The 24653-nt window shown below is 40.0% G+C and carries 19 protein-coding genes; 6 read left to right on the top strand and 13 right to left on the bottom strand.

Annotated features, from left to right (window positions below; all coding sequences use genetic code 11):
• Nucleotides 1–34: 34 nt before the first annotated feature.
• The 4 genes from pepT to ACE1EF_RS14600 all read left to right on the top strand — a co-directional run bounded on the left by pepT (nucleotide 35) and on the right by ACE1EF_RS14600 (nucleotide 7576).
• Nucleotides 35–1267, top strand: coding sequence for a peptidase T (gene pepT / locus ACE1EF_RS14615; protein ID WP_375721423.1), 1233 nt, complete (start codon nucleotides 35–37; stop codon nucleotides 1265–1267).
• The gene (gene gcvT / locus ACE1EF_RS14610) at nucleotides 1268–2356 is read left to right on the top strand and encodes a glycine cleavage system aminomethyltransferase GcvT (protein ID WP_375721422.1); all 1089 of its coding nucleotides are present in this window, start codon (nucleotides 1268–1270) and stop codon (nucleotides 2354–2356) included.
• 339 nt (nucleotides 2357–2695) lie between these two features.
• Nucleotides 2696–5794 carry a tetratricopeptide repeat protein gene (locus tag ACE1EF_RS14605; protein ID WP_375721421.1) on the top strand — a complete coding sequence of 1033 codons (3099 nt, stop codon included), beginning with the start codon at nucleotides 2696–2698 and terminating at the stop codon, nucleotides 5792–5794.
• A 27-nt stretch (nucleotides 5795–5821) separates the two neighbouring features.
• Nucleotides 5822–7576, top strand: coding sequence for a porin family protein (locus ACE1EF_RS14600; protein ID WP_375721420.1), 1755 nt, complete (start codon nucleotides 5822–5824; stop codon nucleotides 7574–7576).
• Here ACE1EF_RS14600 and ACE1EF_RS14595 read toward each other — a convergent pair.
• The 13 genes from ACE1EF_RS14595 to ACE1EF_RS14535 form a co-directional block, all read right to left on the bottom strand.
• The gene (locus tag ACE1EF_RS14595; RefSeq protein ID WP_375721419.1) at nucleotides 7573–8121 is read right to left on the bottom strand and encodes a CvpA family protein; all 549 of its coding nucleotides are present in this window, start codon (nucleotides 8119–8121) and stop codon (nucleotides 7573–7575) included. The genes ACE1EF_RS14600 and ACE1EF_RS14595 overlap by 4 nt on opposite strands.
• A gap of 2 nt (nucleotides 8122–8123) precedes the next feature.
• Nucleotides 8124–10508: a type IX secretion system anionic LPS delivery protein PorZ gene (porZ, locus tag ACE1EF_RS14590; protein ID WP_375721418.1), complete on the bottom strand. Its 2385-nt coding sequence runs from the start codon at nucleotides 10506–10508 to the stop codon at nucleotides 8124–8126.
• Nucleotides 10509–10511: 3 nt separating this feature from the next.
• Nucleotides 10512–11093 (bottom strand): non-canonical purine NTP diphosphatase, encoded by a 582-nt coding sequence (locus ACE1EF_RS14585; protein ID WP_375721417.1) that lies wholly within the window; start codon nucleotides 11091–11093, stop codon nucleotides 10512–10514.
• A gap of 35 nt (nucleotides 11094–11128) precedes the next feature.
• On the bottom strand, nucleotides 11129–11830 hold the full coding sequence (locus ACE1EF_RS14580) for a nucleotidyltransferase family protein (RefSeq protein ID WP_375721416.1): 702 nt from the start codon (nucleotides 11828–11830) through the stop codon (nucleotides 11129–11131).
• A 1-nt stretch (nucleotide 11831) separates the two neighbouring features.
• Nucleotides 11832–12854 carry a GHMP family kinase ATP-binding protein gene (locus ACE1EF_RS14575; protein ID WP_375721415.1) on the bottom strand — a complete coding sequence of 341 codons (1023 nt, stop codon included), beginning with the start codon at nucleotides 12852–12854 and terminating at the stop codon, nucleotides 11832–11834.
• Nucleotides 12851–14002 carry a glycosyltransferase gene (locus tag ACE1EF_RS14570; RefSeq protein WP_375721414.1) on the bottom strand — a complete coding sequence of 384 codons (1152 nt, stop codon included), beginning with the start codon at nucleotides 14000–14002 and terminating at the stop codon, nucleotides 12851–12853. The genes ACE1EF_RS14575 and ACE1EF_RS14570 overlap by 4 nt, the downstream gene beginning before the upstream one ends.
• Before the next feature lie 138 nt (nucleotides 14003–14140).
• On the bottom strand, nucleotides 14141–15823 hold the full coding sequence (locus tag ACE1EF_RS14565; RefSeq protein ID WP_375721413.1) for a T9SS type A sorting domain-containing protein: 1683 nt from the start codon (nucleotides 15821–15823) through the stop codon (nucleotides 14141–14143).
• Nucleotides 15824–15834: 11 nt separating this feature from the next.
• On the bottom strand, nucleotides 15835–16884 hold the full coding sequence (locus ACE1EF_RS14560; protein ID WP_375721412.1) for a right-handed parallel beta-helix repeat-containing protein: 1050 nt from the start codon (nucleotides 16882–16884) through the stop codon (nucleotides 15835–15837).
• 91 nt (nucleotides 16885–16975) lie between these two features.
• Nucleotides 16976–18115, bottom strand: a complete 1140-nt coding sequence (locus ACE1EF_RS14555; RefSeq protein ID WP_375721411.1) for an AraC family transcriptional regulator — start codon at nucleotides 18113–18115, stop codon at nucleotides 16976–16978.
• A 131-nt stretch (nucleotides 18116–18246) separates the two neighbouring features.
• Nucleotides 18247–19059, bottom strand: coding sequence for a twin-arginine translocase subunit TatC (gene tatC, locus ACE1EF_RS14550; RefSeq protein ID WP_375721410.1), 813 nt, complete (start codon nucleotides 19057–19059; stop codon nucleotides 18247–18249).
• Nucleotides 19060–19178: 119 nt separating this feature from the next.
• Nucleotides 19179–21950, bottom strand: a complete 2772-nt coding sequence (polA, locus tag ACE1EF_RS14545) for a DNA polymerase I (protein WP_375721409.1) — start codon at nucleotides 21948–21950, stop codon at nucleotides 19179–19181.
• A gap of 143 nt (nucleotides 21951–22093) precedes the next feature.
• The gene (locus tag ACE1EF_RS14540; protein WP_375721408.1) at nucleotides 22094–22540 is read right to left on the bottom strand and encodes a 6-pyruvoyl trahydropterin synthase family protein; all 447 of its coding nucleotides are present in this window, start codon (nucleotides 22538–22540) and stop codon (nucleotides 22094–22096) included.
• A 42-nt stretch (nucleotides 22541–22582) separates the two neighbouring features.
• Nucleotides 22583–22900, bottom strand: coding sequence for an ArsR/SmtB family transcription factor (locus tag ACE1EF_RS14535; RefSeq protein ID WP_375721407.1), 318 nt, complete (start codon nucleotides 22898–22900; stop codon nucleotides 22583–22585).
• A 199-nt stretch (nucleotides 22901–23099) separates the two neighbouring features.
• On the opposite strand from ACE1EF_RS14535, the gene ACE1EF_RS14530 reads away from it, so the two are divergent.
• Nucleotides 23100–24074 (top strand): polyprenyl synthetase family protein, encoded by a 975-nt coding sequence (locus ACE1EF_RS14530; protein ID WP_375721406.1) that lies wholly within the window; start codon nucleotides 23100–23102, stop codon nucleotides 24072–24074.
• The gene (locus ACE1EF_RS14525) at nucleotides 24075–24386 is read left to right on the top strand and encodes a thioredoxin family protein (RefSeq protein ID WP_375721405.1); all 312 of its coding nucleotides are present in this window, start codon (nucleotides 24075–24077) and stop codon (nucleotides 24384–24386) included. It abuts the gene before it with no gap.
• Nucleotides 24387–24653: the final 267 nt, after the last annotated feature.

Genomic DNA, 24653 nt, shown 5'->3' with positions numbered 1-24653 from the left:
AATTAAATTGTAAGTTTGAGCAAAATTCAGAATTATGAGCCAGGTATTAGAACGATTTCTTACATATGTAAAACAAGATACTCAGTCAGACTATGAGACAGGTTTAACCCCAAGTACACCGGGACAAATGCTTTTTGCGGAAAAGCTGGTTGCTGAGCTCAACAGGATAGGACTGGATGAAGTTTCTATTGATGAAAACGGATATGTGATGGCAACCCTGCCCTCAAACGCAGGGGATGACATTCCGGTTATTGGATTTATCGCCCACATGGACACCAGTCCGGACATGAGTGGCAAAAAGGTTTCACCCCGTGTTGTAAGCAAATACGATGGAAAAGAAATTGTATTGAACGCCGAAGACAATGTTATTCTGTCACCTGAAGATTTTCCGGAAATCCTGCAGTATATCGGAGAAGACATTGTCGTCACAAATGGAAAAACCTTATTGGGTGCGGACGATAAAGCCGGGCTGGCTGAAATTGTAACGGCCATGGAATACCTGATACAACATCCCGAAATAAAGCATGGGAAAATTCGTATTGGCTTTACACCCGACGAAGAAATCGGTGCCGGGGCAGATCATTTTGATGTGAAAAAATTCGGAGCAGAATGGGCTTACACCATGGACGGAGGTGAAATCGGAGAACTTGAATTTGAGAATTTTAATGCCGCCTTTGCCAAGATTCATTTTAAAGGCCGCAATGTTCATCCGGGATATGCCAAGCACAAAATGCGGAATTCCATCCGGATTGCCAACCAGTTCATCACCTTAATGCCAAGATTTCAGACACCGGAACACACCGAAGATTATGAAGGATTCTTTCATCTTATGTCTATGGAAGGCGATGTGGAAAAAACCACACTTCAGTATATCGTTCGCGATCACAGCCGCCCAAGGTTCGAAGAGCGCAAAAAAGAACTGATCCACATGACCAACAAAATAAACAATGAGTTTGGCGAAGGAACCTGCACCATTGAGATGAAGGATCAGTACTATAACATGCGCGAAAAAATTGAACCGGTCATGCATATCGTGGATATCGCAGAACAGGCCATGAAAAATTGTGAGGTAACGCCAAACATAAAACCTATTCGTGGTGGTACTGACGGAGCTCGTCTCTCATATATGGAGCTTCCCTGCCCGAATATCTTTGCAGGCGGACATAATTTTCACGGGCGGTTTGAATATGTCCCCGTCAGCTCTATGGAAAAAGCAGTGAAGGTGATCATAGAAATTATCGATATCGTCACAAAAAAATCTTATTGAATGAAAACAACACCATTCACCCGACATCACATTGATCTGGGTGCCAAAATGCATGAATTTGCCGGCTATAATATGCCCATTGAATATACTGGAATTAACGATGAACACGTTACGGTGCGAACCGGAGTTGGGGTGTTTGATGTAAGTCATATGGGAGAGTTCTGGGTAAAAGGCCCTAACGCCCTCCGTTTTTTACAGCATATCACAAGCAATGATGTTTCATTGCTCATTCCGGGGAAGGCACAGTACAGTTGCTTTCCAAACGGAGATGGTGGTATAGTTGACGACCTGCTGGTATATTGCTATGAGGTTGAGAAATACATGCTGGTAGTAAATGCAGCCAACATAAAAAAAGACTGGGACTGGTGTATAAAACATAATACTATGGGAGCCGAACTGGAAAATGCATCGGACAGTATTGCACAGTTGGCTGTACAGGGCCCGAAAGCCAGGGAAGTTCTTCAGAAACTTACGGATGTAAATCTGAGTGAAATACCTTATTACAGCTTTACAACCGGAGAATTTGCAGGAGTGCCCGAGGTTATCATCTCCAATACAGGGTATACCGGTGCCGGTGGATTTGAACTTTATTTTTATAATGAAGACGGAGTAAATATATGGAATGCGATTTTTGAAGCAGGCAAAGAAGCGGATATTAAACCTATTGGTCTGGGTGCCAGGGACACCCTGCGCCTTGAAATGGGGTTTTGCCTGTATGGTAATGACATAAACGATTCTACCTCTCCTATTGAAGCCGGTTTGGGATGGATCACAAAATTTACTGACACCAAGGATTTTATCGACAAAGAGCTTCTTCTTGAACAAAAAGAAAACGGACCATCAAGAAGATTACGGGGTTTTATCCTTGAAGACCGTGGTATTCCAAGACATGGTTATGCTATTGAAAATGCTGACGGAGATGTTATCGGAGAAGTCACCTCCGGCACCATGTCACCCATGTTGAAACAGGGCATTGGTCTGGGATATATAGCCACGCCCTACAGTAAAATTGATTCGGAGATTTATATCCGGGTCAGAAATAAAGCATTGAAGGCAAAGATTGTGAAGTTACCTATTTACAAAGGATAAATTAGTTATAGAGCTACTCAGAGTTGCGCTCCCAATCAAATCCACCGTCATAATATTACTACTACTACACCTCCTTTGTGCAAGAAAGACATTGATACATTGGAATTTACATGTAGAGTGTCCCTCTTTTTCAAAAGAGGGTGTCCGTCAATTGACGGACGGGAGATTTCTCAATAATTATTAATTTAATCCCCGGATGAATATAACCATATTGTAAATATTCACCCGGTAACTATTTCTGTTTTGGGAGAACTTGTTTACAATATCTGAATGCATCTTTCGTTCTGATTACTGGGAAATTAGTAATTTCGCGCCAATCGTAAACCCAATGTAATTAATATGAGAACCGCAGTTTTAAGTATAATCTTCCTTTTTTCATCCGTCATTTTATTTGCTCAGGAGTCCGTTTCTGAAACCGACATTCAAAACTGGTTTGAAAGAGGAAAGGAGTTTTTCGATGAACACCAGTATGCCGCAGCAAAAGATAACTTTACCCTGTTTCTGAACAACACACCGGAATCAGAAGGGAAACGCATAGAAGCAGACTTTTACCGCATCGTATCTTCTTTAAGACTGGAGGATAAAACAGCGGAGACAGAACTTTCACGGTTCATCAATAACCATCCTGACAGTTACTTTGGAAACCAGGCCATTTTTATCCTGGCAAATTTCAAATACGACCAGAAAAACTTCAGATATGCCGGTAATCTTTATGGCAAAGTCAAAACCAACCAGCTCAGCAAAAATCAACTGAAAGAATATCAGTTCAAAAAGGGCTACTGCTATTTTAAACAGGGGGAGTTTAAAGAGGCCGAAAACCTTTTTTATGAGGTCAAAGAAGAAAAAAACCTGTACCGGGAAGCAGCCATTTATTACTATGCGCATATTCAGTACGAAGAAGGAAACTACAATACAGCCCTGGATAACTTCCTGATGCTGGAAAATTCACCCCAGTATTCTGATGTTATTCCGTATTACCTGGTTCAGCTTTATCACCAGAATAAGGAATACGACAAAGTTATAAAGTATGGATCAGCACTGATAAGTGGAACCGTAAATAACCGTACCGGAGAAATTGCCCGAATTGTGGGCGATGCCTATTATGCCCGTCAGGAATATGAAAAATCCATAGCTTTCCTGGAACGGTATCTGGAAGAAACACCTTCGATATCACGACCGGACATTTATCATTTAGGGGTAGCATATTACAATACCAAACAATATGAAAAGGCAGCAGAAACATTTTCGCAAATAGCAACCGTTGAAGATGAACTGACACAAAGTGCTTACGGTTATCTGGGCGACTGTTATCTGAAGCTGGACGATAAAAATGCTGCACGCATGGCGTTTGAAGCAGCATCTCGTATGGCGTTTGACAAGTCTCTTCAGGAAGAAGCCTTATACAACTATTCGAAACTGACTTATGAAACGGCTTTCTCTCCTTTTAATGAAACCATCACAGCTTTCGAGAAGTTTCTGGAGGAATTCCCGGACTCAAAATACAGAGATGAAGTTTACAACATGCTCTCTAACGTATTTATGACCACGCAAAACTATGAAAGGGCTTACCAGTCCATTATGAAGATCCGGACCCGTAACCCGAAAGTTCTAAAGGCCCTGCAACGGGTATCGTATTACCGCGCCATTGAACTGTTTACTGACAACAGGTACAACGAAGCCATTCCCTATTTCAATACTGCGATTGATAATTCACAGTTTGATCAGGACATCAAGGCTCTGTCATACTACTGGCGTGGCGAAACATATTACAGAATGGGGGACTACGACAAGGCGCTCAGCGATTACAATAAATTTATTATCCTTCCTGGAGCCTACAGCAAGGATGTCTTCGATATGGCGCATTATAATATGGGTTATGCCTTCTTTAAAAAGAAAAATTACAGCGCTTCGATTAACTGGTTCCGAAAATTTCTGTCCCTGGCAAAAGTCAAGGATCCGAATCTTATTACGGATGCAAACAACCGGGTTGGCGACTGTTATTATCTGAAACGCGACTTCCGTGATGCGATAACCTATTTCCAGGCAGCCTATCAAAACGGAGGCAGTAATGCAGACTATGGCCTGTTTAAAAAGGCGTACAGTGAAGGTTTGCAGAAAAACTATAATAAGAAAATTACGGACCTTAAAAGTCTGATTTCCGGATTTCCAACATCCCGTTTTATTGATGATGCATGGTTTGAAATGGCAAAAACATGGGTCGTGTTAGATGATCCGCAAAATGCAATTGGTTCATACAATGCATTGATTCAGAAATACCCGAACAGCAGTTTTGCAAGTCAGGCCATGGTAAATATGGCTCTTGTATATTATAATATTCAGGATGTGGACAGGGCAACTTCGATTTATAAGGAAGTGGTTCAGAAATACCCCGGAACAGAAGAATCAAGAACGGCACTTGCAGCCTTAAAAAATATTTCTGTAGAGAAAAACGAAGTGGACAAATATGTTGATTATACAAAGGAAGTCGGCGGTTTTGCCACACTTAAAAACAGCGAAGAAGATTCATTGACATTTGCTGCAGCAGAAAAGCTGTACATGTCAGGAAATATAAACGATTCCAGACGGTATTTCGAAAATTACCTCGAGAAGTTTCCACACGGTGCATACCAGCTGACAGCACACTATTATAAGGCTGACTGTAACCTGAGACTTGGCGATAAGGATGCTGCAATTACAGATTTAAAATTCGTTGTTTCGCAGCCCAGAAATACCTTTACGGAACAGGCTTTAACGGCATTATCCACCTTGCTGTTTGAAAAGAATAATTATCAGGAAGCCCTGGAATACTATACCGACCTGGAAGAACAGGCACAGATGAAGGAAAATATCAAGGCCGCAAAAGTCGGAATTTTACGCTGCCAGTACAATCTGAATAACGCAGGAGCAACCATTCTTGCAGCAGATAATTTGCTTAAGGAACCGGTACTTGAACCTGAGTTAAAACGCGAAGCGACCTACAAAAAGGCCAAATCATATATGCAACTGGGTAATAAGGAAGCCGCAATGACAGCTTTCAGAATTCTGGCTCAGGACACAAGATCGAAAGAAGGTGCAGAAGCAAAATATGAAATTGCAAGAATGCTTTATGAACAGGGGGATGAAAAGGGAGCTGAAAAAGAGATATTTGAATTTATCAATACCAATACACCACACCAGTATTGGTTAGCCAAAGCGTTTATTTTGCTTTCAGACATTTACATTCAGCGTGATGATGCATTCCAGGCCAAACAGTACCTGTTGAGCGTGAAAGAAAATTATCAGAATAACAATGATGACATAAAACCAATGGTAGAAACAAAATTAAGGGAAATAGAAGCCATTGAGAAACGCAAGGAAATGGAAAAACGGGATACTCTGAAAACTTACTTTCAACGGGTAGATTCCATTAAAAAATTACAAAGTGATTCCATTCGATAACTGAAAACTGACTGAAAAGATAACAACATGAAAAGGAATATAATATTCGCATTACTGATTTCCGCAGCCGGATTTACAACCTGGGCACAGACCGATACGACCATCAACAAAAATGTTGTGGTTGTAAGGGAATATAATCCAACGATATCCGATGCCAATAAAATTAATCTGATCCCGGAAATTCAGAAACCGGAGATAAAAACACCGTCATTTTCTTACAGTTTTTTCACGCACCCGCTTGAAACCAGTTTTGAGATTATTCCGTTAACACCTGCTTCACTGGCCTCAGAACCCAAAAGGGATTATGATCAGAATTATATTACCCTGGGAGGTGGTAATTACAGCTCGCTCTTCGGAGAACTTTTCTACAATGCCTTTCATTCAGACAAGCACAGTTTATCGTTTCTGGCCAGCAACCGTTCATCATTCGGAAAGGTAAAGCTGCAGGATGGTAGTAAAAATGATGCCACTTTTGTTAAAAACAATCTGTTGTTATCTTACAAACATCAGTTTTGGGGCACTTATCTGAAAGCTGACATCGGTTTCAGCAACCACAATTACAGGTATTATGGATATCAGACCATTAACATGGATACTTCCATGACGTATTATGCGCTGAATGACACCAATAATGTAGCCATAAACAACAGGGATATACATGGCACAACAAAACCCGGATATGCATCTTTTAAAGCTAATTTCGTGTTTGCAACCAATCCCTCAATTTACGATGAAACAGCATACAAGGCAGTACTCTATTACGATCACTTTTTTACCCGTATGGACATGAAAGAGGATGTAATTGGTTTAAAAGGTTTTTTTGAGAAGCCTGTCGGAGATAACCTGGTTGGTGGAGCACTGCATGCGCAGTATGGGATGTATAATGTGCCGGACACAGCTCTTTTCCTTGACTTCAATAACTTTACATTTATTGATTTCAGTCCATACTACAAGTTGAACCGGAATACATGGAACCTGAAACTTGGACTCAATGCATTTTTCAATATTAACAAGGAAAAGACAGACTATCTGGTCACACCGGATATTGATTTTAATTTCAACCTGATTGAGAAACTTTTCACCGCACATTTGATGGCAAGCGGAAACTACCGGTTAAACGATTACAGAAACAGCGTGCAAATGAATCCATTCATGACGCCAGAGCTTAATGTCATGCCAACAAAAATTCCTCTCTCACTGGAGGCAGGATTAACCGGACAGCTGACTCCCAAAATTGTTTTTAACGGAAGTGTCAATTTTTCTATCGTGAAAAACAATCCGTTTTACATCAATAAATTCTACAGGGATTCTGTGAATCAGTTCACATCTGACGCATATGCCAATCAGTTCACAGCCATTTATGACGATATGAATGTACTCACAGTAAAAGCTGCCATTGATTATGCCGGCAACGACAGATACAGCTTCGGTGTGAGTGGTGCATATTACAACTATGCGATGGATAACCTTGAAAATGCATGGCATTTACCGGATTATGAAATTAAAGTTTACGGAAGTTTTATACCTTACAGAAACGTCAATGTGAATGTTGATTTCACCACCTTTTCCAAACGTAAAACATTGATACAGGATGGCCTGATTACAGCGACAAATGACCTTAAAGCGGTCTATGATCTGTCTTTATCAGGAGAGTACCAGTACAATAACCGCCTGTCTGCATCGCTAAATCTGAATAATATTCTGTCATCCAATTACTATTACTGGAACGGTTATCCTTCATTCGGATTTAATGTTCTTGTTGGGGTAAAATATAAATTTTAAAGGATTCTGGCGATTTTCTCCGGTTTATCACCGGTCTTCTTTTGGTTAATTTTTTCTTCCAGCTTTTTGATATCAATGTAAGGAAGAACCGATAGAGTCAATTCATAAGCTCTCTCATAGAGCAAACTTCCCGCCTTATCCTTTTCGGGAATCATACCGGTCCTGTCATCCAGTTTATGCGCCAGAAAGACCAGCAGACAGGTAACAACAGCCAGTTTTGCAAAACCGAGTACGGCACCGGCAAGTCTGTTAATAAAACCAAGAGAAACTGCTTTTAAGAGGTTATCCAGCATCTTTCCCAACAGGTTAACCAGAAATACAATCAAAATAAATGTAAGGAAAAATGAGACATATGGCAGGTAATCGCCGGTCATATCAAATTTATCGCGAAGAAAAATGGTGGTAATATACGAGAATTTGTATGCCCCCCAGATTCCAAGAATCAAAGCGGCCAATGTAGCAAGTTCAATTGCAAACCCCTTTCGGAAACCTCTGAATACTCCGTATACCAAAGGAAGCAGAATAATAATGTCGAGATAATTCATACTTATTGTTTTGAATTGATAACCAGCAGTTTTGTAATGGCAGACTGTTCTCCATCCTTGGTAGCGCAGAAGATCATGTAGACTCCTGTCCCGACATATTCACCAAACATATTCTTCCTGTTCCATGAAACTGATCCCCCATTTGATACGGTTTCAAAAACCAGATTTCCTGAAATATCCGTAATTTTTACGATTGTTTCCTCCACAAGTCCGGAGATAGTTACAACACCTGTAAAATTCTCACGAACAGGGTTTGGAAAAGCTTTTATATCCGAAAAGTCACTGTTTCCAGCAGTTGCATCACCACCGAAAGAAACGAGTCCGGCACCGGTTCCAATAAATACTTCTCCCGACTCCGGATCTATAGCAATTGAACTGATGGAATTTGACGGCAACGGACTGTTGGTTTTAGTAAAGTGATGTATCGTTGTTAATCCATCCGGAGATACAAGAAAAAGCCCGGAAGAACCTGTCCCTAACCATTTACGGTTTCCTCCGTCTACTGCTATTGCCTTCACCACTTCACTGTCAAGAAGGTAATCTGCGGCATCATCCTCATCATTTTCCCGGGGTAGTTTAATGCGTGAAGGTAAAAATGCATCTCCGTCAAATACATTCTCCGGCGCGGAATAAACCCCTAAACCGTTATTTGTACCAAACCATATGGAACCATCCTTATCTTCAGCAATACAGGCAACTGCAATTGCAAATTCTTTACCTTCTATATCCATGTTAACGCTTAACATACGGTAATTATCGTCAGCACTGTTGTCAAGGGTTCCATTTTCGTTAAACGCAAATATACCGCCATCAGCCCTTGGAACAACCAGCCACTTCGTGCCGTTCTGAGCTATTATCATATTCCCAAGTGCCACTTTTCTATCCGAGCCGGCATCATCTATCGGAGGATAATTAAACGTATTCCAAACACCATCCTGAGAAAGAGTTAGAATTGAATTATGTACTTCAGAATTGCTCATCCACAGCGTTCCATTATCATCAAATACCAGACTGTGGACCCTGTAGAACACTTTACCAGGAATGATGTTGGTTATCGGACTGTTTGCGTCGGTATACCTTTCCAGAAAACTACCACCTTCAAACTCATATAGTCCATAATTAAAAGATCCTACATAAAACTTATCCGGATTAAAAGGATCAGAAGCAATGCTAACAAAATCAATTGCGTTGTTACCTATTTCCGGAACAGTATATTTATTAATAATTGTCCATGAACCATCCGTATTGATTACAGAAGCTTCCGCAGGTCGAATATAGTTATTTGATGACCCATCCAATGCTCCATGTACCATTCTGACAATGCCATCATTAATATTCATGTTCCAGATGGTATTTGAAGCCGGTCCGTCCGGCTTGAGCATTTCACTGTAATCTGCTTTTGAATATTTTACCAGTCCTGATCTGAGATCAGATACAAAATAGGTATTTTCATCTGTTCTTACGGCATCGAAAGAGGCTAAACTATTTAACCCGTCATACAGCATATTTTCAAAATTGTATGACGATATGTTATCAACTAAATTTAATTCTTCACTGAAAATATAAACTTTATACGATGCTACCGCAATAAATACACTATCATTTAAACTAATGTTTCTAAAGTTATTTCCTCCGCTTAATATGGTTTTAATGGTGCCATCAGTCTTAAGTACATAGGCGGTATAAGCAGAAGTCTCACTGTCTGCTCTGACGGCAACAAGATTGTTTTTGAAGTTTACGATTTCTGCATATCTTCTGTTATACTCAGGGAACATCATTTCCAGCTTCCATTTCCCAAAGTCAAGGATATTGGGATTATCCAGATTACACATGTATATGCCATTATCCGTTGCCACATAAATATTCCCGTTTTTAACAGCAACCCCATTGGCCGGATTTTGTGATGAACCATCACTAAGAATGTAGGTTTCAACGACTTCTTTATGTTGAAGATCGAGAACGACCACTCCAACATCAGAAGAAATATAGGCAATATTATTGTCAAACGTTACATTATTAATGTTTTTACTCCCGTTAATACTGGCAAGCTTAATATCCTGTATATTAACAATTTTATCTCCATAAAGTAAATCAATATTCCCATTTTCATATCCAATAAACAAAACATCCTGTGCATCATCGTATTTTACTTTTACGATGCCAACATCATTTAGTCCGTTTATTTTTGAGTACGTGGTTATGGCATTATCATTAAGCCCGTAAGAAAACAAAAAGCCTGATCCAACAGCAAAAATCCTGTCTTTTGCCCTGGTAACAGAAGTTCCTTCATCGTAAGAGTAATGTGTTGTCCATGTGCCTGTAGGAATCTGTGACCAACACAAAACATTAAACCAAAAGAGGATAATTGATATGGAAATCCGGTTCATTGTTTATTGTAATTTATTCAAAAAATTAACGAGTTTACTCACCGCTCTTGCCCTGTGACTGATGGTATTTTTTTCGGTCAGCAACATTTCAGCAAAAGTTTTGTCTTTTCCATCCGGAAGAAAAACAGGATCATACCCAAATCCTTCTGAACCATGTCTTTCTTTTGTGATATACCCATCGACAACGCCTTCGAAGAGATGTTCTTTACCTTCAATGATCAGCGCTATAACGGTTCTGAAATGTGCTTTTCTGTTATGCAGTCCGTTTAACTCCCGTAAAAGTTTTGCTACATTATCATCCGCACTCTTCTGCGGACCTGCATACCTTGCTGAATATACTCCAGGTGCATTATTCAATGCCGGAACTTCCAGTCCGGTGTCATCTGCAAAACAATCGAGTCCATACCTGTCAGCTACATAACGGGCTTTGATTAACGCGTTTCCTTCCAGTGTATCCGCGGTTTCCGGAATTTCTTCAGTACATCCTATATCATCCAGCCCGACCAGATCAAACTTGTCTCCTAACAGTGCTTTAACCTCGGTTAACTTATGTTGATTATTGGTTGCAAAAACAATTTTGTGCATAATGAATTTAAAACGTTATATCCCTGTGTTTTATTTTAAAAAAGCCGGGGTATCTCCTGATGCGCTCTGTTATAATCTTCAGGAATTCCAATATCTATAAAATATGTATTGTTGATGATGTACCCGAACTTATGCACATCTTTATATTCAGCAAGGTAGTCTGTTTCAAAAGAAAACTTCCCGGACAATCCTGTTTTTTCAAAAATATCCGCCCTTAACAGATAGACACCGCCATTGATCAGTCCCTCTTTAACCAAACGTTTTTCATTGAAATCCACAACCCGGTCTTCTCCAACAACGACTTCGCCATACCGGTCAAAGTTTTTCATCGGACGGAGCGCAAAACAGAGATCAAAATCCTGGCTGGTAAAATAAGATTCCAGTTTTCCCAGGTCAACGTTAAAAAAGGTATCCCCGTTTATTAAAAAAACAGATTCTGACGTTACCTTTTTTAATGCATTTTGTATTCCACCTCCTGTCCCCAAAGGCTCATCCTCAATGGCATAAACCAACTCCATATCTAAAAAAGAAGTTCCGAAATATGCTTTGATCACTTCGTATCTGTATCCTACGGATAGAACAATCCGTTCAATTTTATAGCGTTTAACATACATGAATATATACTCCAGAAATGGTTTCCCTGCAACTTCAGCCATAGGTTTGGGAATATCAGATATTACACTTTTTAAACGTGTACCCAATCCTCCGGCTAATATGATTGCTTCTTTTGTTTTCATTTTAAATGGTCCAGGATACCATACCGTTTTTCGTGAACTGATACCGTTTGGCCTGTCCGCCAAATTTACTTAAAGCGTCAATAACGGCATGACGAGTGTTTCCGGGACAGTAAAAAAACATAAAACCGCCTCCTCCGGCACCGGATATTTTCCCTCCTGTAGCGCCGGCCTTCATCGCCGTTTTATAAATATCGTCAATCAGAGGATTTGAAATACCAATTGCCATCTGTTTTTTGTACTGCCAGCTTTTATCCAGTAACATGCCTATCTTATCCAGATTACCTTTTAACAAGGTCTCCTTCATCTCTACAGCAACCTGTTTTAAAGCATGCATCGCTTCAATTGAACGCACATTATTACTGTTTACATTCTGTTGCTGTGTTTCAATAATTTTTGAAGAAAGACGGCTGGTTTCGGTATAGTATAAAACGATATTATAAGCCAGTTCATTCAGTATTTTTGTTTTGATCCGAAGAGGATTAACAATGACTTTCCCGTCTGAACCGAACTCCATAAAATTAATTCCTCCGAAAGTAGCAGCATACTGGTCCTGTTTTCCGCCTGCCATCAAGAGGTCTACACGCTCTATATCATAAGCCAGTTTGGCCACATCATATTCTCCCAGCGGCAATGCCAGCCATTCTGCAAATGCACCTACAATTGCGGTGACCAGGGTAGAAGAAGTTCCCAGACCGGAACCCGGAGGAGCGTCCACAAATGTTGAGAGTGTAAACGAGAGAGGTTCCTTTGTAAAATCCTTCACTATTCTGTTATATATCCCCTTTAAAAGATCAAGCTCTCCATTCAGTCCAAGTTCCTTTTCTGCATTAAACGCTATCCTCACTCCTCTGTCAACGGCATCGAACACTATCTGTCCATCAGTTCGGGGTTCAATTGTTGCATATGCATACATTGAAACAGTGCCGTTAAGAATGGCTCCACCGTACAATTCTGAATATGGAGATACATCCGTACCTCCGCCAGCCAGACCAATTCTCAATGGCGCTTTACTTCGTATGATCATGGTTTTACCTTTTCGTAAAGTTCATAAATAGCCGTTGTCATGCGGCTCCACAAATATTTTTGTTTTTCCTTTTTCGCATTCAGAATAAACGATTTTTCCCTCTGGTTCTCATAAAAATCCACAATAGAATCAGCAATAGCTTTTTGATCCGGAGTCACAACATATCCAACCTTTCCATCTGGGATAATTTCTTTTAAACCGCCTACATCTGTAACCAGCATTGGTTTCTCAAAATGATATCCAATTTGTGTTACGCCACTCTGTGTAGCACTTTTGTAAGGTTGAACGACCAGATCAGCAGCACAGAAATACCCTCCAACTTCGGAATCCGGTATAAAATCAGTCTTTAAAACAACCCGATCCGACAAATTAAGATCAGAAATCTGTTGTTTGTATTTTTCACCATCTTCATAAAATTCTCCGGCAACAACCAGTTTCACCGGCATTTTCCTTATCCGGTCATCCGACATCGCTTCAATAATAAGATCCAGTCCTTTATATGCCCTGATAAAACCAAAAAATAACAGATAGTTATTATCCGGGTCCAGTCCAAGCTGTTTAACAGCATCCTGTTTACCTATCAGTTCCCCAAAATTATCAAATAAAGGATGGGGACAGAAAGTGCGCGGTTTTACCGTATCAAATTGACCCAGGTCATTCATTACAGCATCAGACATGGCCACAAATCCATCAACCGGTTTAACAAAATATTTGCTGAATAAGGTATCACCCGGCCTTTTTTCGTGAGGTATAATATTGTCAAGAATAGATATGACTTTTGTTACACCATTCTTTTTTGAAAGACGGGCAATGGTTCCAAAACACGGAGCCATAAACGGGAGCCAGTACTTAATGAGCAAAACATCCGGTTTCTGTTTTTTTATTTCTCTGCCTATCTTCAGCCAGTTGAAAGGATTTATAGAATTAACGGCAATCTTTATATTCAGATCTTTTGGTGCTTCCCAGTCAGCATACTGTGTCTTTCCCGGAAATAAAAAACCGGGATACTGGAGTTTAAAGGTGTAAACACTAACCTGGTTTCCCTCTTTAATAAATTCTCTTGCCAATCGTTCATTATATGCTGCAAGTCCTCCCCTGAATGGATGCGATGTACCCAGAATAATTATTTTTTTCCCTGTTTTATTCAATTTTATATTGGTTTTTACAAATGTAGAAAAAGATGGGCATAACAAAAGGTAAATTTGAGAATATGCTGAACGAAACCAAAACAAAAGGGCATTCCTCGTTTGGAATGCCCTTACTGTCATGAATAAACCCGGATTTCCTCAGTTCCGGATCACTATTGGCACTGAAATGATGCGTTGATTAATGTAAAGAACCATCAGGTAGGGACCTGAGGATAAATGCCCAACAGCAATCCGTTCACCCGGATTTATCTCTTTTGAACCGGTTACAACTTTACCGGTCATATCAACAAAACGAACATTAAACCTTTGAATAGAAGGATCTTCCCAGCTAACCGAAATGTAATCTACCGTGGGATTAGGATAAACTTTCAGCTTAAATGCTGATAACGCATCTGAACTTTCAGTAGTTGAAACACGAATAACAATCGTATCAGATTGGATACATCCATTAATATCCTCAACTTTAAGCATTACGTAATGCTCGCCCAAACCAAATTCATCACCTGTAACTTCAAAGGTCTGTGTGCCTTCTTCTCCATTCCATATATAGCTTACAAGGCCAGATCCAGCGTCCAATATTTCTGTTTCCTCATCTATTAGAACAACGGTATCCATCAGGCTTAGTCCAGGCAACGGGTGCACGGTGACAGCTTCTTCTGCGGGATAACTCATTGTAATATTCCCGGATGTATCTTTCAGCTGAACAAAAACATTATAAGTTCCATCCCTGCTGTAGAGGTGTCTAATTACCGTTCCGGTATCAGTTATACCATCACCAAAATCCAGCATTACAGAATCCGCATCAACGGTCAGTACACGACCTTTTAACGTATCGCCCAGACACATCTCCCTGTTCATAAACCGAAGATCAGCAAATGGATAACTAAGCTTTGAAATTGTATCTGAAACGGTACCGCTCCAGAATCCCCTGGAATCCTTAAACTGTAGATTTACAATATAATCTCCTTTTGAAAATTGCCTGAAATTAAGGGAATCCAGAAAGGCCAAATCTGGTCCTACCGGGTTTAAATCACTTGTGTACATCACCGAATCACTCAACCAGTATCTGTAAGAAACGATGCGATTCTCCAGGGATGAATCTAAGGCTGCAATCACAAAAAAGCGGCTGACGACAGAACTATAACTATTCCGTTTATCTTTCACCCTGAAGTGAAAACTATGCAAGCCTTCATAAAGTGAAGATACATCAAACTGATTAGTGAAATAGATGTCCGGTTGATGGGTTATACCCACTGTTTTATCCTCTATTCTGTCGTCAAACCAATATTCAATTTGATTAATTTCATTTTCTGGCTGCGGATTTTGCACAGCCGTTTTCACCACAAACCGACTTACAACAGAACTCCATTTTCCCCTGCTATCAAGAAAGCGGATATGAATGATATGTAAACCCTGGAACAGAGAAGACATATCGATGTTTTCTTCCAGCGAAAACACTTCAGAACCGGACAATGCATAATACTGACGCTTGTCATAGTCGTTTTCAAACCAGTATTCATATCCTTTGATTGCACTGTTTACTGCTGATCCGTTTTCCATATATTTTACAAAGAATCTGGTAAACGGACTACTCCAGATGCTGTTATCATCCATAAAGCGAACCGAAATTGAATGTAATCCATTGAATAAAGCATCTACATCAATGTCACTGAACATAACCATTTCAGGTGCATCTGTCATTGTTACAGGATATAAAACAGATCTGTCGGTATCGAACCAGTATTCCCCTTTGACTAAATTAACCTGAGCCGGGAGAATGCTGGTAATGCACCATAATATTGCTATCAGAAAATTTTTCATGACGCAAAACATTAATTCTCCTGTGCACCAACAGAAACAGAAACCGGTAATAAACCATTTGAAGTTTCATCATCCACTGTAACCATTCTGATATGCGGTGTAACAGGAAGGCCACCCTCCTTAAATGGTACATCATGTCCGAAAATGCCAATATCTGCACCATTTGTCGCAGCTCCTATAGCCGGGCTTCCAGCCTTTAAATGAAAGTTATGCAGGTATGAAAAATCCTGAAAGTTGCCATCAATGGTTTCAAATACGGTGGTTAGATCAACTCCTGACAGATTCGCTGAACCCGTATTGGATCCATCCGGAAAAGTTATGTTTCCGGCGAAAATATTATTAAGAAAATTGTTATTGAAACTTCCATAAACATCGGCACGCCAGTTAATATATGAGTAATAATTTATCACAGAATTTTTAACCTGACAGTTTTCAGAATAGTAAAGCAAATATGAATAGCCACTTCCGGAATTTCTGGCTCCGAATGTAAAAATATTGTGATTCATATAGCTGTTACGAAAATGGCCCATTGTTCCCCTCAGAATTGTTTTCTCTATAATTACATTGCTTCCGGTTCCTGCATCAATGCTTCCATCAATAATACACTCACTCACTTTGTCGTTCAGCAGCACTTCAACATTATTGTTGTACTTCAATGTGAGTGATCCGGATATTCTGCATCGGAATATGGTAACGTCCGTAACATCCTGTCCGTTGGTACCGAAGGTGACATTACTCATAAAATGCATTCCGGTTATATAGGTGTTATCGCAATTACCGGAAAAGTATGCGGGTGTATTGATCCTGGTGAAATAGGTAGCTGCCGTAGAGTCAGGATGGTAACCAACACCAATCCAAACCAACGGTTTATCCACAGACGGAAAATTAAAAGAGCCCCCGGGCAGATAAAGGGTATCGCCGGCACCGGCATTGTCGTAAGCTTCCTGAAGCGTGTTATAAACAGAAGCGGATCCGTTCTGCACAACAAAATTATATTGTGCTTGTAATGCGAAAATGCCTACTGCGCACAGTAAGACCAATAAGAAAAGTTTTTTATTCATGACAGTGGGATTAAACTTTGCACTCAAAGTTACCTTACCGCCATATTATGTATCATTCAAAAGATAAAAACTTGGTTTCAAAAGGTAAAAATCATACGCTTACCAATGCTTTTTTGTAGTCTGAAAGTTTTACCTGATACATCTCCTCAAAGGTACGGGACAAGGTCAGCACCGAACCAAAACCGGTTTGAACTGCCACATCCGAAAGTGACAGATCCGGATGGCTGTCAATAAGTTTTCTGGCTTCCTTTATCCTGTATGAATTGACAAAGGAGGAAAAATTCTGATCAAACTCCTGGTTAATGGTCTGGGAGATATAGGTTCGGTTGGTTCCGAGTTCTCTTGCCACATCCCATATTTTCAGTTCCGGATTCAGGAATGGATTCTGTTCATCAAAATAGGTAATAAGTTTTGATTTCAAGGTATTGGCATCCTCCGGCACCATATCCTTTACCGGATCTTCAGGGGTTTGATCATCTCCCGGAACTGGGAGCTGCGCCTGGTTATTACCCATAATTCCAAGGTACCACAGCATTATGGCAACAGTTAGCAAAGGATATGCGAGGTAGCGGTCATCACCAAAAAGTTTTACAGGATTAACTGTATAGATAAATACACTTATCAATGCCGAGAGCGCAAGTAAACCATTAAAAATCCCCAACCAGTTCAGTTGAAACTTTTCGGGATTGGAAAACAAATCCGTAAGGCGTTTTCTGTGGTTCTTCAATGTGAAATATGTTATAAAGGGATAATACAAAACCTGTATAAAAAGAAACAGTATATTGGAAATTCTCACATAATATAAAATACGCAATGCCGGATATTCAAAGTCAGGATGGTACCTGTACTGGGTTAAAAACAGTTCCCTTTCCTGCATATTTAATACCGGATAAAAAATTAATCCGGAAGCCAGAAGAAAGAAGAGGGATGGCATAAAATGCGGGATCAGTTTTCTTAAAGGATAATTGGGTTCAACCAGCAGCTTGATGTAAATATAGGCGCCGGGATAGATGGCCAGGACAGTAGCAATATGCAGGCTGTGCAACCAACTGTACACATTGTAATTGTGCTCAAAATAAAACAGATTAGCCAGAAAAATAAAGGTAATGAGCCACATATACCCTACCAGATAAAGCTTGGGTTTATTCTGCCTTTCAGAACTGAAAAGCAAAATCCCGGAAATAATAAAAGGAACAATGACCGGGCTCCATAAACCTAGTGCTTTAATCATAGTGAGTAAATTGATATTTAAAAATAGCAATTTTTTCCTAAATGACCGAATGGTCTGTTATGTGTTCACTTCGCGGAATTTCCGTGCCCTAAGCATAAAATTCATGGATTATTCTTCAAAACGTGGACATATCAGATGGCTTCCCGTTTTTTATTTACCCTTCGTGAAATGACAATTCCGGCCTCGTAAAGGACAATAAGCGGTAAACAAACCAATATCTGACTGAAAATATCGGGTGGCGTTATAATGGCCGAAACCAGTAGTGTGACTACCACCGCGTGCCGGCGGTATTTTTTCAGCCATTTGGGCGTAACCAGGCCAATTTTGCTGAGGAAGTAAATCAGAACCGGAAGCTCAAATATTATTCCGGCAGCAAGTACAACAGAAGTTACCGTACCTATATATGATTGCAGATTTATCTGATTCAGCACCTGGTCGCTGACATGATACCCTCCCAAAAAATGTACGGAAAGCGGTACAATTAGATAATAGCCAAACAGTACACCCATGAAGAAGAGCAACGAGGTGTAAAACAATCCTCCCCGGGAGTTTTTACGTTCATTTTCGTACAAGGCCGGACTGATAAATTTCCACAGTTCATAAATCAGGTATGGAAAACCAAGAATAAGGCCTACAGAAAGCGATACCTTAATATGCGTGGTAAATTGCCCGGCCATACTGATATTAATAATCTGAAACGGATCCTGATTTATCTTCAATGCCGGAATATGCAGAAAATCAGCGGCCCTGGCCATCATCCGGTTGGTCCAGAACTCAGGCATTTTGGGAGCCAGAATGATGTTATCGAAAATGATATTTTTAAACAAAAACGCGAGGATGGCAAAAACCACCAAAGCACCGAGGCTTCGGATGATATGCCAGCGTAACTCCTCCAGATGATCGAGGAATGACATCTCTTTTCCTTCCGTAGATTTCTTAGCCATTCAGGTTATTTGAATTATTACTCTTATGTACAGATACAAAAATATCTATTCAGAACATATATCGCAAGTATCCGGAATCATGTCGCTGGACAGAAATGAATCATTATTAGTTTTTCAACTTAATGCGCTTCCAACCAGTTTTCTCCGCTACCGCTGTCCACAGTTAGCGGCACATTCAGCTTATATGCATTTTCCATTTCCTGCACTACGATGTTCTTTACCGTATCCAACTCAGATTTCAGCACATCGAAATTCAGTTCATCATGGACCTGCAATACCATCTTTGACTGCAAATTTTCTACATCGAACCGCTCCTGAATTTTAACCATAGCCAGTTTAATGATATCCGCCGCAGATCCCTGTATTGGTGCATTTATCGCATTGCGTTCTGCCATACCCCGGATCATTCCATTTCGTGAATTAATATCCGGTAAATATCTCCGGCGACCCAGAATCGTGGTTACATATCCTTTATCTCTTGCATCCTTTATACTGCTGTCCATAAAAGCCTTTATCTGCGGATACGTTTCAAAATAGCCGTCTATCAGTTGTTTGGCTTCACTTCGTGGAATATTTAACCGTTCAGACAGGCCAAAAGCTGAAATACCGTAAATAATACCAAAGTTCGCGGTTTTTGCTTTTCTACGCATATCTGAATCAACTTCAGACAGTGGGATCCCGTAAATTTTTGCTGCTGTAGCAGCATGAATATCTTCGCCCTGATTAAATGCATCCAGCATATTCTTATCTTTACTCATATGCGCCATGAGCCGTAATTCCACCTGTGAATAATCCGCAGAAAAGAACAGATGATCGGTATCAGATGCCACAAATGCTTTGCGCAGTTCTCTTCCGGCCTCATCCCTGATCGGAATATTCTGCAGATTGGGATTCGTGGAACTTAACCTTCCGGTTGCCGCAATGGCCTGGTTAAACGAGGTGTGGATTTTACCCGTGCGCGAATTTATCAGTTCCGGAAGGGCGTCAACATAGGTATTTAAAAGTTTTTTAAGTCCTCTGTATTCCAGTATCTTATCCACTATTTCATGCCGGTTACGTAATTTTACCAGTACATCTTCCGAGGTGGAATATTGTCCCGATTTTGTCTTCTTCGCTTTATCATCAATTCTGAGGTGTTCAAACAAAACCTCACCGACCTGCTTCGGTGATGAAACATTGAACTCCATTCCGGCCATTTCGATGATCTCTTTCTCCAGTTTCTCAATCATTTCATTCAGTTGGAGGGAATAGGCTTTAAGCGCATCCACATCCAGTTTAACACCTGCAACCTCCATTTTAACCAAAACCTTCAGCAATGGCATTTCCAGATCATAAAACAGCGATGTAATTTTCTCTTCCTCAAGTCCCTTCTGCAGAAAAGGTTTTAAACGGAATGTTACCTCTGCATCCTCACCTGCATAATCTTTCACCTCTTCCACAGCAACATCCCGCATGGTAAGCTGGTTCTTCCCTTTTTTACCGATCAGTTCCTCTGTTTTAACCGTATCGTAATTCAGATACTGAATCGCCAGTTCATCCAGGTTATGTTTCAGTTCCGGTTGAATCAGGTAATGCGCAATCATCGTATCAAACACTGGTCCGGCTATCTCGATTCCGTATTTATGCATAACCAGAATATCATACTTTATATTCTGACCAATCTTTAAAATCTTTGGGTCAGAAAAAACGGCTTTAAATTCCTGAACTAGATTTGTAGCTTCTTTGTGATCCGCAGGAACCGGTACATAAAAGGCCAGGCCATCGGAATATGAAAAAGCCATCCCGACCAGTTCAGCTTCGAGAGGATCAAGTCCGGTTGTTTCGGTATCAAAACAATACTCTTTTTTGGTAGCCAGTTCTGCCCTTAAAGAGGCCCGTTTCATATCATCATCAACCAGGATATATTTATGTTTGCGGGTGAGAATATTTTCCCGCCCGGTTTCAGGCATATCAACAGAAACACTCACTTCTGTATCATCAGTTCCAAACAGTGTTCCCTGAACCGGATCCTTTTGTTGTTCACCAATAATCCGGTTTTTCATTGTTCTGAACTCCAGTTCCTCAAACAATTCTGCCAGTTTTTGGCGGTCAAAGTCTTCTTTTATCAACTTATCCGGATCAAAATCCACAGGAACATCGGTCTTTATCACGGCCAGGTCGCGTGAAAGATACACCTGTTCCTTAAAGTTCTCAAGATTCTCTTTTTGCTTGCCTTTCAGTTGATCAATATTGTCATATATGCCATCGACCGATCCGAACTGACTTACCAGCTTCATGGCTGTTTTTTCTCCGATGCCGGGACAACCGGGAATATTATCAGCAGCATCTCCCATCAGGGCAAGGATATCAATGACCTGCTTTGGATCAGTCAGATTAAAGCGCTCCCTTACCTCATCAACTCCCCAGACTTCCGCATCTGCCCCCGATTTAGCCGGTTTGTACATGCGCACATTATCATGCACCAACTGTCCAAAATCCTTATCCGGTGTCATCATAAACACATCAAATCCATCTTTTGATGCTTTATTGGCAAGTGTTCCGATAACGTCATCTGCCTCAAACCCTTTCACTTCAATAACCGGTATTTTATAGGCATCCAGAATCTGCTTGATATACGGTACAGCTAACTTAATATCTTCCGGTGTGGCATCGCGGTTTGCTTTGTATTCTTCATACATCTCATGCCTGAAATTAGGGCCGGGCGGATCAAAGACAACACCAATGTAAGCCGGATCTTCTTTTCTGATTAATTCATCCAGGGTATTGGTGAAACCGAATATTGCGGAGGTATTGAGACCTTTGGTTGTAACCCGGGGATTTCTAATAAAGGCATAATAAGCTCTGAATATCAGGGCATATGCATCTAAAAGAAACAGTTTTTTTTCTGCCATGGCTTCTCAATTTTGGAATGTTGACCAAGGTAAGGAAATAATTTCATTTCATCTAAGCCGGGGCTTCACTTAAAATGAAACCCTGAGTACCAAAAAAAGCGCCATAAAGGCGCTTTTTGAATATATATTGAGTTTAATTAGAGCTAGTTGTCGTTCATATTCCATTCGGCGAACGACTTAGCTGTTTCGTATAATTTCACTGAAAATAACTCAACCCCGGAAGGCAAATGCGGCTTTATCCGTTCCGCAAAATCAATCACCATATTTTCACAGGTTGGCTGATAATCTGTTAAAAATAAACGGTCATACATCTGTTCAACATCTAAAAAACTTTTATCCGGAACATCTTTGTTTAACACAACGGAATGATCCATTTTATTGACGATCTCCTTTTTTACAATACGGCTCAAATCTCCAAAGTCAATCACCATGCCGTCTTTTACGTCTGATTTATCCATCAAAGGTTCACCAATTACAGTTACATAAAGTATGTAAGAATGTCCGTGAATATTTTTACACAATCCATCATAGTTCCATAAGGCATGCGCCATTTCCCACCGGAACTCTTTTGTTACACGTATTTTTGCCATGTTATTTTTTTCTGATAAACAGAACAGGTTTAAAAAAGTTTATCAGAGTGAGCTGGTACAGCGTTTAAAACAGCACATTACCTCGCTAACAGCCTCCCTGTCAACGTAATAGAAGTTGCTTTTACCTTCACGCTGACTCCGCAATAAACCGCGTGACTTTAACAAACCCAGATGATGAGATGCAGGAGCCTGCTCAATATCCAGCTTTTGGTAAATTTCAGTTACGGTCAGTCTTGAACCATCTTCCAGAAGTCCTAATATTGATATCCTGACAGGATGTGCAATCACTTTCAGTGTATCAGCCATCCTTTCCAGCTCAATATGGTCCAACCCTTTAATACTGTCTTTTTCTTCTATCATATTTGAGGGGTATTTACTATTATGCAAATATATTAATATTTGATAAAACGCAAATAAATATTTTCATATCAATATTTTACCATATGTTATCTTTTTAAAAAAGCTTAAATGTATATGTTTCAGCAATCAACAAAACTATTATGCTGTTATTGTGTTGTGTATATTTTATACCTTTGGGCTTTATTTTGAACCAATCAGGATGGATCAACTCGAAAAAATAAAACAACCGATACAGAAAGACCTGGATGCCTTTTCAGAATTTTACAAAGACATTCTTCAGGATAACTATAAACGTATTCAGGCCATTAACAAATATATCCTTAAACAAAAAGGTAAGCTGATGCGGCCTACACTCGTATTTCTTGCAGCTCGCTTATTCGATGAGCCCAACATAAATACCACCCGTGCTGCAGCCTCTCTTGAAATGCTTCACAATGCATCATTAATTCATGATGATGTGATAGATGAGACCCATGAACGTCGCGGACTTCTTTCTATCAATGCTATATGGAATAATAAAAACGCCATTTTAATGGGTGACTATCTTCTGTCAACATCATTAACGCTTTCAGTAGATACGCACAATTACGATTTTCTCTATATTATGTCCGATCTCAGTAAAACGCTGAGCAAAGGGGAAATTCTTCAGATGGAAAAGACAAAAACGCTGGACATTACAGAAGAGGAGTATTATGATATTATCCGGATGAAAACTGCCATATTATTTTCAAGTTGTGCCAAGGCAGGAGCCATTTCGGTTAATGCTTCGAAAGAGGATATAAAAAAAATTGAAGATATTGGTATGGCTCTGGGTGTGGCTTTCCAGATCAGGGATGACATTTTTGATTATCAAACCAAAGGTATAATAGGAAAACCTATAGGTAATGATCTGAAAGAGAAAAAGATAACACTTCCTCTGATTTATGCCCTGAACAAGGCGAACGACCACACCAAAAAACGGATCATAAAAAGCATTAAACGGTATAATAACAGTACCCGGAAAATGAAAGAAGTAACCCGATTTGCGGTGCTTGAAGGAGGAATTGAATATGCTGAAAATGCTATTGAAAAGGAGATTGGGAAAGCACATTCTATTCTTGACACCTATCCTGACAGTGAAATTAAAACGGCTTTAAAAGATTTTATTGACTTTACTGTAAACAGAGTAAAATAAATGCGGACTGATATAAAAAAAGAACTGAGAGAACACCCGGCAGTGTTACTCTATTTTAAAAATGAAACCTGTCAACCGTGTAAGGTCTTGCGCGTTAAGGTTCAGGAACTGCTGGAATCAAAATACGAAAACATCCGGTTTCATGTGCTCGACATTGCAGATTACCCTGAGTATGTTGCAGAATTCAACGTTCTGTCATCGCCAACAATGTTGTTATTCCTCGATGGTAAAGAATTTTTTAGAGGTGGCATCTATACAAGTGTAAGCGAACTGGATGAAAAATTAAACCGCTTTTATTCATTAATGTTTTAGGAACTAGCTGCTTAAGAATGGTCACTTCGATATGAATCTCAGATTCTACTCAGTGACCGGGTAGATAATCTTTAAACTAAATTTCTGGTAATCAATACTTACAGCTTGCTCAGTGCTGCGAAGCATTGTATTGAAGAAAGAAAAAGAATGGTCACTTCGATACGAATCTCAGATTCTACTCAGTGACCGGGTAGATAATCTTTAAACTAAATTTCTGGTAATCAATACTTACAGCTTGCTGAGTGTTGCGAAGCAATGTATTGAAGA

This window comes from Quyinboa sediminis, from assembly GCF_042219855.1.
Taxonomy (GTDB): Bacteria; Bacteroidota; Bacteroidia; order Bacteroidales; family UBA5342; genus JBHJHP01.
The sequence above is the reverse complement of the archived record's forward strand: the minus strand, read 5'-3'. Positions and strand labels throughout refer to the sequence as shown.

Coding starts and splice junctions, on each gene's coding strand:
- porZ (WP_375721418.1), bottom strand. CDS start 10,508: ATGAACCGGATTTCCATATCAATTATCCTCTTTTGGTTTAATGTTTTG.
- ACE1EF_RS14535 (WP_375721407.1), bottom strand. CDS start 22,900: ATGATAGAAGAAAAAGACAGTATTAAAGGGTTGGACCATATTGAGCTG.
- ACE1EF_RS14560 (WP_375721412.1), bottom strand. CDS start 16,884: ATGAATAAAAAACTTTTCTTATTGGTCTTACTGTGCGCAGTAGGCATT.
- ACE1EF_RS14585 (WP_375721417.1), bottom strand. CDS start 11,093: ATGCACAAAATTGTTTTTGCAACCAATAATCAACATAAGTTAACCGAG.
- gcvT (WP_375721422.1), top strand. CDS start 1,268: ATGAAAACAACACCATTCACCCGACATCACATTGATCTGGGTGCCAAA.
- pepT (WP_375721423.1), top strand. CDS start 35: ATGAGCCAGGTATTAGAACGATTTCTTACATATGTAAAACAAGATACT.
- ACE1EF_RS14575 (WP_375721415.1), bottom strand. CDS start 12,854: ATGATCATACGAAGTAAAGCGCCATTGAGAATTGGTCTGGCTGGCGGA.
- ACE1EF_RS14580 (WP_375721416.1), bottom strand. CDS start 11,830: ATGAAAACAAAAGAAGCAATCATATTAGCCGGAGGATTGGGTACACGT.
- ACE1EF_RS14525 (WP_375721405.1), top strand. CDS start 24,075: ATGCGGACTGATATAAAAAAAGAACTGAGAGAACACCCGGCAGTGTTA.
- polA (WP_375721409.1), bottom strand. CDS start 21,950: ATGGCAGAAAAAAAACTGTTTCTTTTAGATGCATATGCCCTGATATTC.
- tatC (WP_375721410.1), bottom strand. CDS start 19,059: ATGGCTAAGAAATCTACGGAAGGAAAAGAGATGTCATTCCTCGATCAT.
- ACE1EF_RS14565 (WP_375721413.1), bottom strand. CDS start 15,823: ATGAAAAATTTTCTGATAGCAATATTATGGTGCATTACCAGCATTCTC.
- ACE1EF_RS14605 (WP_375721421.1), top strand. CDS start 2,696: ATGAGAACCGCAGTTTTAAGTATAATCTTCCTTTTTTCATCCGTCATT.
- ACE1EF_RS14530 (WP_375721406.1), top strand. CDS start 23,100: ATGGATCAACTCGAAAAAATAAAACAACCGATACAGAAAGACCTGGAT.
- ACE1EF_RS14600 (WP_375721420.1), top strand. CDS start 5,822: ATGAAAAGGAATATAATATTCGCATTACTGATTTCCGCAGCCGGATTT.
- ACE1EF_RS14540 (WP_375721408.1), bottom strand. CDS start 22,540: ATGGCAAAAATACGTGTAACAAAAGAGTTCCGGTGGGAAATGGCGCAT.
- ACE1EF_RS14595 (WP_375721419.1), bottom strand. CDS start 8,121: ATGAATTATCTCGACATTATTATTCTGCTTCCTTTGGTATACGGAGTA.
- ACE1EF_RS14555 (WP_375721411.1), bottom strand. CDS start 18,115: ATGATTAAAGCACTAGGTTTATGGAGCCCGGTCATTGTTCCTTTTATT.